This is a genomic window from Pseudomonas sp. S11P7, from assembly GCF_023195435.1.
Taxonomy (GTDB): domain Bacteria; phylum Pseudomonadota; class Gammaproteobacteria; order Pseudomonadales; family Pseudomonadaceae; genus Aquipseudomonas; species Aquipseudomonas fluorescens_G.
The window spans coordinates 2,204,172-2,216,294 of sequence record NZ_JALPKS020000002.1 but is presented as its reverse complement, the minus strand read 5'-3'; the positions used below and the strand labels follow the sequence as shown (position 1 = coordinate 2,216,294).

The 12,123-nt window shown below is 60.0% G+C and carries 9 protein-coding genes; 7 read left to right on the top strand and 2 right to left on the bottom strand.

Annotation, left to right across the window (positions count from 1 at the left end; all coding sequences use genetic code 11):
* Nucleotides 1–103: 103 nt before the first annotated feature.
* Both M0746_RS10315 and M0746_RS10310 read left to right on the top strand, forming a co-directional pair.
* Entirely contained in the window at nt 104–622 is a 519-nt protein-coding gene (locus tag M0746_RS10315; RefSeq protein WP_258449077.1) for a hypothetical protein, read from the top strand.
* On the top strand, nt 615–1,022 hold the full coding sequence (locus M0746_RS10310; RefSeq protein ID WP_258449076.1) for a response regulator transcription factor: 408 nt from the start codon (nt 615–617) through the stop codon (nt 1,020–1,022). Before M0746_RS10315 ends, M0746_RS10310 begins: the two co-directional genes overlap by 8 nt.
* 116 nt (nt 1,023–1,138) lie before the next feature.
* On the opposite strand, the gene M0746_RS10305 is transcribed toward M0746_RS10310, so the two are convergent.
* Nucleotides 1,139–2,107 (bottom strand): MBL fold metallo-hydrolase, encoded by a 969-nt coding sequence (locus tag M0746_RS10305; RefSeq protein WP_258449075.1) that lies wholly within the window; start codon nt 2,105–2,107, stop codon nt 1,139–1,141.
* A 422-nt stretch (nt 2,108–2,529) separates the two neighbouring features.
* Between M0746_RS10305 and M0746_RS10300 the strand changes: the two genes are divergently transcribed.
* The 5 genes from M0746_RS10300 to M0746_RS10280 all read left to right on the top strand — a co-directional run bounded on the left by M0746_RS10300 (nt 2,530) and on the right by M0746_RS10280 (nt 6,282).
* Nucleotides 2,530–2,880 (top strand): hypothetical protein, encoded by a 351-nt coding sequence (locus M0746_RS10300; protein ID WP_258449074.1) that lies wholly within the window; start codon nt 2,530–2,532, stop codon nt 2,878–2,880.
* A 153-nt stretch (nt 2,881–3,033) separates the two neighbouring features.
* On the top strand, nt 3,034–4,053 hold the full coding sequence (locus M0746_RS10295) for a GlxA family transcriptional regulator (protein WP_258449073.1): 1,020 nt from the start codon (nt 3,034–3,036) through the stop codon (nt 4,051–4,053).
* A 145-nt stretch (nt 4,054–4,198) separates the two neighbouring features.
* The gene (locus tag M0746_RS10290) at nt 4,199–4,573 is read left to right on the top strand and encodes a response regulator (protein ID WP_258449072.1); all 375 of its coding nucleotides are present in this window, start codon (nt 4,199–4,201) and stop codon (nt 4,571–4,573) included.
* 236 nt (nt 4,574–4,809) lie between these two features.
* Nucleotides 4,810–6,012 carry an NAD(P)/FAD-dependent oxidoreductase gene (locus M0746_RS10285; RefSeq protein ID WP_258449071.1) on the top strand — a complete coding sequence of 401 codons (1,203 nt, stop codon included), beginning with the start codon at nt 4,810–4,812 and terminating at the stop codon, nt 6,010–6,012.
* Between the two features lie 18 nt (nt 6,013–6,030).
* A complete protein-coding gene (locus tag M0746_RS10280; protein ID WP_258451463.1) occupies nt 6,031–6,282 on the top strand; it encodes a transmembrane sensor/regulator PpyR in 252 nt (83 codons plus the stop codon).
* Nucleotides 6,283–6,378: 96 nt separating this feature from the next.
* Here the strand turns inward: M0746_RS10280 and M0746_RS10275 are convergent, their stop codons facing one another.
* The gene (locus tag M0746_RS10275) at nt 6,379–11,862 is read right to left on the bottom strand and encodes a trifunctional serine/threonine-protein kinase/ATP-binding protein/sensor histidine kinase (RefSeq protein ID WP_258449070.1); all 5,484 of its coding nucleotides are present in this window, start codon (nt 11,860–11,862) and stop codon (nt 6,379–6,381) included.
* Between the last annotated feature and the right edge of the window lie 261 nt (nt 11,863–12,123).

Genomic DNA, 12,123 nt, shown 5'->3' with positions numbered 1-12,123 from the left:
CAGGTACTAGCACACCGTCTCCACGTAGGAGTGTTATCGAGCGTGGCGGGACTTAAGCTGGCCTTCCCTTACCGCGCCGCAGCGCCAGCCTGAGACGGTTGTCATGAATGCACCTCAAACGCTTTACCAGCTCCGCCACTCGTTTCGCATCAGTCGATACGGTGCTCACACATCCTTATCCACTGCCGAGCGCATCGACGTCCTCGAAGTACTGGCGCAAATGTCTGGCACGACGCAGAGCCTTCAGGCGCAGTTCGATTACCTCAAGCAGATGCTGCGCAATGTCAGTTTTCTGCCTGTGCGGCAGCTGTTTCAACAACTGGCCGGCACCACCTCTGACCATGCCCGGTTCCTCGCCATCAGTATCGTTGACTTGGGTGGCTACGTAGAACCTGCAGGGCTGTACCGCTTCAACGAAATTGCACACAGCCATTTTGCCGATTACCTGACGGAGATAAAGCGGAGTACGAGCCGGCTGCAGGCTGAAGTTAACGGTTTACGTGCCCATCAACAAAGTGCCGCAGCCAACAACGATCTGGCGAGCAAGAGACTTTTTCAAGAGTGCGTGCGCCGTCATGCGCGACTTCTGCATTTGATCAGCAGTCGCTTGCTCCATGAATAATCGGGACAACGACATCAGGTTCGCCATGCTTGACTCCGCTGTTATTGCCGTCGTTGATGACGATGAACTTATTCTCGTATCACTGGGAAGTCTGTTGCGATCTTGCGGTTATACCGTGAACACGTATAACAGCGGGCTTGCGTTTCTGCAGTCCGGCGGCGCGGCGCATACCGACTGCCTGATATCGGATATTCAAATGCCTGGCATGTGCGGAGTGGAGTTGTACGAGGCGCTGGCAGCAAAGAGCGTGCATATCCCTACCCTGTTCATCACAGGAAGGCCGGGGCCGCCGCCGCAGTTCAGTGCCCGGGTCAGAAGGCCGGAAGGCTATTTTTCCAAGCCGTTCGATACCCAGGCGCTGTTAGCCTGTATCGATCGAGCATTGCAGCGCCGGCGCTGAACGCGCCAATCCGTTTCCGTACGACAATTGCGCACGCAGCGTGCGTTTGATCCACCTTCAGGCAGGGTCAAACGCACGCCGCGTATCGGCGTCGCTACAGGTTGCGTATGGGCGACTCAGTAATCCCAGAACGCGGCGATCCAGCGAAACGCATCCCCATCAACGGCCACGCGTCCCACCGATGGGAACGGCAAATGAGTCGCAACAAACCATTCGCCGCTGGCTGCGGCTTCACGCATCAGGCGCACCCGCACACGCACCGATTCCTCGGGGTCGTGCTCGAAGCCGTTGTGCCAATCGGGGTGTTCAAAGGCTACGGGAAACAGCGCATCGCCAGCGAAGGTCAGACGTTCGCCGCCGGAGTTCACGTAGACCACGCTATGCCCGGGCGTGTGGCCACCGGTGAGTTTCACCACTACACCCGGTGCCACCTGGTATTCATCATCAAAGGTTCGCACTTTGCTGCGATAGGTATCGATGAATTGTCTGGCGGTTGCGCGCAACACGTCAGGCACTGGCGACGGCATGACGGTCTGGGTGAAATCCGGCGTTTCCCAGAACGCCACTTCAGTGGCCGAAACATGGATGCGCACGTCTGGACGCAAGCGGTTTTTCACCTCATCGACGAGCAAGCCGCCGACGTGATCCATGTGCATGTGAGTGACCACCACGTCCGTCACCGAGCCAAGATCGATGCCGGCCGCCTCCAGTCGCTTGGGCAGTTGACCGGCACGGGGAAAGCCCGGGAACTGCCCGCCCAGCCCGGCATCGACCAGGATGATCTGCTCGCCGCTGCGCACCACCAGAACATTCAGCGCCCAGTCGAATGCGTGCGGGCCCAGGTACATCTCTTTGAACCAGGCCGCGCGAGCAGCCGGATCGGCATTGGTCGACATGGTTGACGTGGGTAGCGGCAGCACACCGTCGCTGATCACCACCACATCAATATCGCCGACCCGCAATGCATAGCGTGAAGGCACCAGTTCCTGCACGCCGCCGAAGGTCGACCCTACCGGCTGACGAGAAGCCGCCTGTTGGTCGCTGCCGGGTTGATGGGCAAGGGAATGGTTCAGATACGTTGACATGATCGCGCTCCTGTTTGAGTGATACGGCAAAACACCGGGCCAATGCCCATGTTTGAAGAGAGCGCCTGCAAGCGCTCCTTGCCCAGGAGTGTGCACCGCGACCACACCCGCAAGAACCATACGCGGGTATAGGAGAAACGCCTGTTCAGTTCATTCAACCAGTATCGAGGCGGTGGCGAGCCATACCAATGTATAAGCGCCAGCCCTGCGCCAACCCCAACAGTTGCGCTCTACCCGTCCGGCTCGCTGCACCGGGAACTTCAGTTGCGAGTGACAGCGTTCCTGCGAATCCATACCTGAGCATAAGTGCCTCATACCCATAGACGTACCGCAGCAACCCATTGCATGAGTGTGGATTTTTCCTGTCGCCTTAAAATCCATGGTGCCGTTGAACTTCCACATTCGATAAATGGGTGAACTCAATGAAACTTGCAAATCTGCTGTTCAGCTTTACCTTGATGACCGCCATCGGCTCTCAGTCATCGACCATCTACGCCGCCGAAGTGCGCAATGGCGGTCGCACCGAGGGCGATCGAAATGCACCGGCGCCGCTGCTCCAGTACACGCTCCAAAAGGCTCCAGAACAGAGCATCGCCGAGGGCGGTGCCGATCGTTTGCATGAACGAGGACTGGCCGCCGATGGTTCCGATCATCTCAAGCAAAACCGCATGGCTGAAGGAGGGTCGGATCGCTTGCTGGAAAACCGCGTAGCGGACAATGGCAACGTCAATACCTATCGGGCCGTGCCTGGTTTCTGCATGGCCTGTCGCTGAGTGCTCGCCCTCTTCCTCACGCTTGCAGATTGTTCGCGTCGTCAGGAGGAGGTTTTACCCAAGCTGCGGCGGCTGGCGCGCTCGGAATTTATGCCTTATAACCTTCAAGCCGCGCCCTTGCCTGCCTTGGCCACACCAGAACTTCAACGACTCATGAACTCGATTCTTGCCGACACACACTCACTTGACCCTCTAAATGCGCATCCGCGCGCTGTGGTGTTCGTGGCGTATCCGCAAATGGGTCTGCTGGATCTGACCGGCGCACAGACCGTGTTCTGGTCCGCCTCGAAAATCATGACGCTACGCGGTCTGTCGGGCTACAGCCTGCACACGGCGAGCCTGGCGGGCGGGTTGATCGCCACCGCCGAAGGCCTTCCGGTTCAGACCAGCACATTGAGTCAGTTCGACGACGCCTGCATCGATTCGCTGATCGTGCCCGGCGCGCCGAATATTCGTCAGGCACTGTCCGATAACGCCGCGTTGATCGACTGGGTGCGCCTGACATCGGTCAAGGCCAGGCGTGTCGCCTCGGTGTGCAGCGGCACGTTTATGCTGGCTGCCGCCGGCTTGCTTGACGGTCTGCGAGCGACCACGCACTGGGCGATGTGCGACATGCTGAAAAACGGCTTCCCGACCATCAATGTCGACCTTGATGCCATCTTTATCCAGCAAGGCACGCTGTGGACCTCGGCGGGCGTGACTACCGGCATCGACATGGCACTGGCGCTGGTCGAAGCCGATTGCGGGCGCGACGTAGCCCTGGAGGTCGCGCGGGAACTGGTGGTGTTTCTCAAGCGGCCCGGCGGTCAGGCGCAATTGAGCCAGGTGCTGCAATCGCAGACCAACGATCGCGGCGACTTCGATGGCCTGCACGCGTGGCTGAGCGAGCACCTCGGCGACCCCCGCCTGACGGTCGAAGCCATGGCCCGCCAGGCGCAAATGAGCCCGCGCAACTTCGCCCGCGTCTACAAGCACAAGGTCGGCCGGACCCCTGCAAAGGCTTTGGAACTGCTGCGCCTTGAAGCGGCGCGACGCTTGCTCGAGGACTCTGAGCGCAACATTGATCAAATCGCCGGATTGTGCGGCTTCGGTGATGAAGAGCGCATGCGCGCGGCCTTTCTCCGTCACCTGACGATCACGCCGCGTAACTATCGCAGTCGATTCTCGCGCTGACGACTCGCTGGCGGCCACCGCCAGCGAATGAAAGTTCACGCGGATTTCTATACACACGTATAAGTACACGGCCCTTGAGAGCGGCGTATCTTGCCGACATGGCGGGCGTCCTTGCTGGGCTACCCGAGAGAGCCCAGGGAAAGAAATGGCCCACACTGCTGTTGTTTCGGTTGTCGATGATGACGAGTCCGTGCGCATGGCGCTGGACAGTATGCTGCGGTCCAACGGCTACACCGTGCAACTGTTCGCCACGGCTGAGGCATTTCTGGCGTCTGCGGCCGCGCCAGACACCCGCTGCCTGATCTCGGATATCCAGATGCCCGGCCTGTCCGGGATTCAAATGTATGACCAGCTCTGCGCCCGAGGGCTGCATATTCCGGTCATTTTCATTACTGGCTTTCAAGGATCGCCGCCCCAGGTCAGTGCGCAATCGGCGCCACCGGTGGCCTGGTTTCCCAAGCCGTTTCCCTGTGGCGAACTCCTCAGCTGCATCGACGCCATCGTCAATCGCCCCGACTGACCGCCGCAACGGCCTCCTATACCCCGGTATACCCGGCTCACACTCAGGCATAGCGCCGCTGACCCTAGGTAGAAGTGTCACGCGCCTCCTGCGCCGATAGCATCATCGTCAGCGAATCGAACCGCCACGCGTACCGCGATGATTGATCGCAGCCAGGGCATTCCCAGGGCCAGACGATGGTCCGACTCGAAGCGACAGCCCCATGAACGATTCATTCTTTCTTCAGGAGTCATCCGATGAAACAGCACATTCTGGTTATTGGCGCAGGATTTGGTGGAGTCTGGAGCGCCTTGAGCGCCGCCCGCCTGTTGGACCAGCATGATCGTAACGACGTGCTGATCAGCGTGCTCGCTCCTCAGGCGGAACTGCGCATCCGTCCGCGTTTCTACGAACCGGACGTGCACACCATGGCGGCGCCGCTGGGCGAGTTGTTCGACGCCGTCGGGGTGAAATTCGTCAAAGGCGTCGCGGACACAATCGACACCGAAAACAAGCAAGTCACCTACAGCGATGCCAGCGGTACGCAGGGGACCTTGAGCTATGACCGTCTGGTGCTGGCGGCTGGCAGTCGGGTCATCCGTCCGGCACTGGAGGGCATGATCGAGCACGCTTTCGATGTCGATCAGATTGAAGAAGCCACGCGTCTGGAAGCCCACATCAAGTCATTGAGCAACCTGCCGCCGAGTGCGGCGCGCAACACCGTAGTGGTAGCTGGCGGTGGCTTTACGGGGATCGAAACAGCCACCGAGATGCCGGCTCGCTTGCGCGCCGCATTGGGTGACGACGCGAAAATCCGCGTGGTCGTGGTAGACCGCGCGCCGCAGATCGCTGCGTCACTGGGCGACGGCATTCGCCCTGCGATTGTCGAAGCTTCGAAAGAACTGGGCGTGGAATGGATCGTCAACGCCTCGGTCGTGTCGGTCGACGCAGGCGGCGTGACCCTCGCCGATGGTCAGCGCATTGAAGCCAGCACGGTGGTCTGGACCGTCGGTTTCCGAGCCAGCCCGCTCACCGAACAGGTTGCCGGCACACGTGACCTGCAAGGCCGGTTGCATGTTGACGGCCACCTGAAAGTGTTGGGCCACAAGGATGTCTTCGCCGCCGGTGACACCGCGTACGCCGCCACCGACACGGTTGGCAATTTTGCCGCGATGTCCTGCCAGCACGCGATCAGCCTGGGCCGTTATGCCGGCAACAACGTCGCAGCAGACTTGCTGGGCGTCGAACCGATGACCTACAGCCAGCCCAAGTATGTCACCTGTCTGGACCTGGGGGCCTGGGGCGCTGTGTACACCGAGGGTTGGGATCGTCAGCTGAAACTGGTGGGGCAAGAAGCGAAGGAGCTCAAGACCCAGATCAACACAGTGTGGATCTACCCGCCGGCCGCTGATCGTGCGGCTGCGCTGGCCGCCGCCGACCCATCGATTCCTGTGGCGTGAGTGGTTGGCATGATCAGCCTGTATGGCTTTTTCGACAGTGCGCAGCGTGTGTTGAAGTTGTCGCATGTATTGCTGTTCGGCGGCTTGATCATGCTTGTCGTCGGGATTGTCCTCGCCTATTGGCTCGATGCGTATCTACGCCTCGGGCAACTGGTGGCCGCGCATGCTCTGACGATCCTTGGACCGACCGCGATCAAACTCGGCTACGTCATGCGCTTGTTGAGTTGCAATCGTCTGCGCCTGGCATCGAGCTCCGTTGCCAGCGCCTGACTTGAGGTTTCGTCCCTGACCGGCACGGCGCTCTCCTTGTTGTGCCGGCACTTCCCGAACGCCCGCCATTGATGTTTTGGCCGGGCGTTTTTTTCGTCAAAGCGATCTTTCAGCAGGCAGCACGAACTGGACTACAGCGCCACACGGCTGGTTGGCGCAAGCCCAGAGCTGCCCCCCATGCACCTCGATGGTCGAACGACAAATCGCCAGGCCCATGCCCAAACCACTGGGTTTGGTGGTGTAGAACGGCGTGAACAAGCGCTCGTTCGACTGTGAACCGAACCCCGGTCCAGAGTCGCTGACACTCACCCTGACCTGCCCCGCTTCGTCGTACTGAGTGCAAATGCGCAACTCGCGACGGCCCGCGCCCATGCCGCTCATGGCTTCCAGTGCGTTCATCATGAGGTTGAGTACGACTTGCTGCAGCTCGACCCGATCACCATTGACGGCGGGCAAATCGTCACGCATGTCGACATGGATCGCAACGGCACTTTTGTCGGCCTGACCGCGAGTAATTTCAATGACTTCGCCGATCACGTCATTGAGATTCACCGGTTCCCTGGGCTGCGGCGCTTTGCGTATGAGACCACGGATGCGCGCCAGCACTTCACTGCCGCGATTGGCATCCTTGACGATACGCTCCAGACACAGGCGCACTTCCTCGACATTCGCCGGCTGCGCCGCCAGCCAGCGCACCGCCGCTTGTGCACTGGCCAGTGTCGAGGCCAGTGGCTGGCTGACTTCATGCGCAATCGATGCGGCGAGCTGGCCCATCGTGGCCACACGACAGGCGTGCGCCAGTTCCGTTTGAATCTCGCGATAGCGCTGTTCGCCTTCACGGTGTTGTGCTTCGGCCTGCTTGCGTTCGGTCAGGTCCAGAACGAACGCCACACCATTGGCTGGTGTGCTTTCGAGCAGAGCCAGACCGACAAGCACTGGCAGGCGGCTGCCATCTTTGCGCAAGTACTGCTTCTCGAAGGGGGCTGCGCGTCCCGTTGCGAGTGCTTGCGCAAGCGCGTTTTCACTCATGTGCAAAAATTCCGGCGGGGTCATATCCCGCCAGCGTACCCGGCCGCATAACAAATCTTCACGCTCGTAGCCAACCATGCGCAGAAACGCGTCGTTGGCCTCCATCACCTTCCCTTGGGCCGTCCAGAACAGAATGCCGATAATATCGGCATCGACCAATCTACGGATTTTCGCTTCGCGCATTTCGATATCGCGGTACAGACGCGCATTGACCAGCGAAATCGCGGCCTGCGAGGCCACAAGTTTCAGCGCGGCGATCCGTGTGGGGCTGAATACCCGTGGTGCCAGATTGTTTTCCAGGTACAGGGCGCCTATCAGTTGCGCCTGATGCAACAGCGGCAGGCACAGCACCGACCGGGCGTGATGCTCACGAACGTACGGGTCGGCGGCAAACGGCGGTTCGTGCAAGGCGTCATCAAGGAACAGGTTCTCCTCGGTTCGCAGGACATGTAACAGGATCGACTGAGGAATCAGCGTGGCACTGACCGGCTCATCGCGCAGGGACAACTGCGTCACGTCATCACGGGTCGTTGCCTGGGCCGCGATGCGTTGCTCGCCGGCCTCAAGCAGAATCAACACACCGCGCTCGGCGCCCGCCTGTTCGATCGCCGTGCGCATGACCATTTCGATCAGCTTCTCCAGAACGATTTCACTGGAGGCCGCTTGAGACACCTTCAGCACCGTGGCCATATCGAGCTGTTCCACGGGGGTAGCGATCGTACTGGTCGGGCCGGGCAACGGCGTTTCCGCCTGCAAAAATACATGGCTGGCTTCCAGTTGCCGGACCTTGCCGTCGGCGCCCCAGCGCTGATAGGCATAACGCGCGTCCTGAAGGTACATCCTCGCAATCTTCATCAGGCAACGTTCGGCATAAAAGTGCGCCGCCAGTTCGTTGGCCAGCGCCTCGATGTGCACAAACCCGCTGTCCTGGGCCAAATGAATCGCCGTTTCGTAGTATTGCTCGGCTTGCAGCGCTCGCCCTTCGATGCGGGCTATTTCGGCCCCCAAAAGCATCGCGTGGCTGGCGTAATTCTGCTTACACAGGTCGGCCCACGCTTGCAGTTGCTGATGGTGAGCCGCGATCAGCTCCAGTTCAGCTTGCCGATGGGCCGTTGGCGCGGTGCTGCACCGGGCAGCCGTGGTCAAAGCGCTGTAGAACACGTACTCGGCTTCTTCAATAAACCCGTGTGAGGCGCGCAACAGCTGCCGCGCGGCGTTCCCGGCCCGAGTCGCCGCTGCGTAGTCGCCGGCAAAGTAACGCGCTTGCAACGTGCGAATCGAGCGCCAGCAGGCCGAGACCAACGATGTTCCGTTGCGCAGATTGTGCACATCGCCAGGGGCTGATCGCTCGGATTCGAGACTTCCGAAGAGTTGCGTCTGGCCTCGGAGCATCTGGATGAACGCCAACTGCGTTTCGATAAAGTCGATGCCAACGGCGAAGCCGATTTTGCGGGCATAGGCCAAACCGCTTTCAGCTTCTGCCTGCACCTCGGCCAAGGGCTCGCCAGCGGCCAGCATGTTCGACACCAGACTGTTACCGGCAAAAGCGCCTACCGGCAGATCACCGGTCCGGTTGGCAACTTCGAATACCTGACGCAACGGCCCGTGACAACTGCGCACCGGCTGCACCCAGCGTTGGGCAAACAGCAAAAAAGCCAGTTGCGTACGCGCCTGATAACGCTCCAGGCCGCGCAGCTCCACCAATCGACAACCCAACTCAGCAAACGCCAGGCCGGCCGGGTAATCGGCAAAACGCCGACCGGCAATCCGCGACACGTTGGCATAGGCCACACATGACGCATCGCTGTTGCCGAACTCGATGCTCAGGTTGATGGCCCTGCCTATCGCCAGCCCCGGCAGGTTTCCATCCATGTGCAACGCTGCGACTATCAGCTTGGTCAGCGCTTCGAGCGCCGCCAGGGCAGTGGCGTCCTGCATGGGTGCCAGATCGATCAACGATCCGATACCGCGACTGCCGAGCTGCCGGCCGATACGCAGGTATTCGTCACGCACCTCATCGTCCGAAGGATGAGGCGTCCACTCGATGCCCAGATGGCGCAGAAATCCCAGACACACCGCCACCGCGTTCTCGCTTTGGTCCAGAATCAGGTAAAGATCGACTTGTAGACATGCCACCTGCGTACGCTCCTCTACGGTGACGGCGCACTCGGACAACCGCTGCAGACGTGCTTCGGCGGCGCGCAGTTGCCGGGTGAGGAATTCACACAAGGCCTTGCCGTACTCAAGGGCGAAGATCAACTTTGCATGCGGGTCCCGACAGCCCGGAGCGAGCAGCTCCGCGCCAAGGGAGTAATACTTCAGCGCCGAGGCATACGCGGTAGATGCCCTGGCGCGCTCGCCGGCCAGCCAATTGAGCTGCGCCAGTTGTACGCGCTCCGACTGCTGATCCATTAACGGCGCACCGCGATTGAGCTGACCAACGATTTCGAAAATCGCCTCGGCGCGTTTGTGCTCCGGTGTCTGTTCCAGCAGCAAACGGCCAATCCGTAAATGCTTTTGCGCCCGCACGTTCGGTGCAATCAATCTATAAGCCGCTTCCTGGATCCGGTCATGAGCAAATCCGTAGGCGTCGTCTCGATGAATGATCAATTCACCCTGGATAGCGGCCCACAGCGCCGAATGGACCTGCGGCACAGGCATGGCAAGCAGAGAAGACAGGCTGTCAACGCCTGCGGTATCCCCAAGACATGCCAATGCCTGCAGCGCCTGCTGTGTGGCCGGCGGCAACTGCACGAGTTTACCGACCATCAGGTCAACAACATTGTCGGTATAGCCTTGAGCATGAATGAGCTGGGCGTCCCAGTGCCAGCGTCTGTCCTCATGGCGGAAAACAAGCAGGCCTTTCTCGACGAGGGTTTGCAAGAACCGAATGACGAAGAACGGATTACCCAGGGTTCGCTCAAGCACCAGCCGCGCGAGTGTCGCAATGGACGTTTGTTCTGTGTGCATCGCGTCGACCAGCAACGCTTCGACATGTGCAGTGGCGAGCGGCGCGAGGACTATCTCCTGCACTTTGCCGCCTGCCGCTCTGATTGATTGCAGCCTGGCGGTCAACGGGTGCGCGGCGTCGACTTCATTGCTGCGATAGGCCCCGACCAATAACAAATGAGCCATCCGCGAGCGCGTCAACAGTTCCTCGAGCAAATTCAGCGTCGCGCCATCCAGCCATTGCAGATCATCCAGAAAGAGCACGAGCGGATGTTCGCGTTGCGCAAACACACCGATAAATCTGCGCATAACCTTCAAAAACCGTCGTTGCGCCAGAACAGGCTCCAGGTCAGCCAGCGTCGGGGGCTCACCCATGATCAACTTCAGTTCAGGGATCAGGTCCGTCATCAATCGCGCATCGGCACCGAGCGCGGCCTGCAAAGCGTCGCGCCAGGTGCCGACCTGCGCATCGCTCTCGCTCAATAATGTGCGCACCAGCCCTTGAAAGGCTTGCACCAATGTTGCGTAGGGCACTTCGCGTTTGTATTGATCGAACTTACCGCCGGCAAACAGCCCGTTTGCCGGGACCAGGGCGCGATGCAATTCGTTGACGACAGAGGATTTACCGATTCCCGAATACCCACAGACCAATACCAGCTCAGGCTGCCCGTTGTCGGCGATGCGCGTGAACGCATTGACCAGCGTCTTGACTTCGGCGTCGCGCCCATAGAGCTTCTCGGGTATCGACAAGCGGCCGAATGTACCTCGTTCGTCCAGGGTAAACGGGTTGATGTGCCGTTGCCGTTGCCACTGCGTCATGCAACGTCGAAGGTCCTCTTCGAGACCTGTGGCGGACTGGTAACGCTCCTCGGCAGTTTTCGCCAGCAACTTCATGACGATGCACGAAAGCACTGGCGGCACGGTGGCGACCCGCGCGCTCGGCGCCATGGGCGTACGCGCGATATGGCAGTGCAGCCACTCCATTGGCTCGGTAGCGTTGAACGGCAGCGATCCGGTGAGCATCTGGTAGAGCGTGACGCCGAAGGCATAAAGGTCGCTGCGTGAATCGACCGACCGGTTCATTCGCCCGGTCTGCTCGGGCGCCATATAGGCCAGGGTCCCGGCAAGGACTTGCGGCGATTGCACGCTCTGCCGTTCACGTGGCAGACGCGAAGCCAGGCCGAAGCCAGTAAGCCGCGCCCGCCCATCATGGCAGTCGACGAGAATATGCGCAGGTTTGATGTCTTTGTGAATCAGGCCGCAGCCGTGCATTTCGCCCAGCGCTTGCGCAATGCTGATCGATATCTGCAGGAACGTTTCGATAGCCATCGGCGCACTGAGCAACTCAGCCAGTACCACACCGCCGGGATCCTCATAGATCAGGTGCGCTCGACCATTGTCGTGCAGCAGCTCTGTCGGTCGTATCGCCCACCGTTTGTCGAGTTGATCTTTCAGTGAGTACTCGTGAGCCAACCGATCCAGACTGGAGCGACCCGGCTGCTCAGCCGAGGTTGACGCTACGAGAACTGCAACAGCGCCAGCATCCGACGCTCGTCTACCGCGACAGAACACGCGTTCCGCGTCACTCCAGAGAACCTGCATGCCTTGATTCATAGCGTTCGCAGCCGTTGGTAAACGTTTGATCATCGAGCCCCCTGCCACTTCCGCCACAGCGCAACGTAGCCAGCAGCGGCCGGGAGAAGAAAAACGACTGAAAATCTTCGCAGTAAAACCGAAACCCGACAATCAACCATAGGTGTTAATGCAGGCACTTACCGGGATGGGCGGGATAGGATTTCCTCCTTGAACCGTCTTCTTTCAGCGACGCCGGGCAGCACTCGATCACTTCGACGTTCGATAGCA

Coding starts and splice junctions, on each gene's coding strand:
- M0746_RS10315 (WP_258449077.1), top strand. CDS start 104: ATGAATGCACCTCAAACGCTTTACCAGCTCCGCCACTCGTTTCGCATC.
- M0746_RS10310 (WP_258449076.1), top strand. CDS start 615: ATGAATAATCGGGACAACGACATCAGGTTCGCCATGCTTGACTCCGCT.
- M0746_RS10305 (WP_258449075.1), bottom strand. CDS start 2,107: ATGTCAACGTATCTGAACCATTCCCTTGCCCATCAACCCGGCAGCGAC.
- M0746_RS10300 (WP_258449074.1), top strand. CDS start 2,530: ATGAAACTTGCAAATCTGCTGTTCAGCTTTACCTTGATGACCGCCATC.
- M0746_RS10295 (WP_258449073.1), top strand. CDS start 3,034: ATGAACTCGATTCTTGCCGACACACACTCACTTGACCCTCTAAATGCG.
- M0746_RS10290 (WP_258449072.1), top strand. CDS start 4,199: ATGGCCCACACTGCTGTTGTTTCGGTTGTCGATGATGACGAGTCCGTG.
- M0746_RS10285 (WP_258449071.1), top strand. CDS start 4,810: ATGAAACAGCACATTCTGGTTATTGGCGCAGGATTTGGTGGAGTCTGG.
- M0746_RS10275 (WP_258449070.1), bottom strand. CDS start 11,862: ATGCAGGTTCTCTGGAGTGACGCGGAACGCGTGTTCTGTCGCGGTAGA.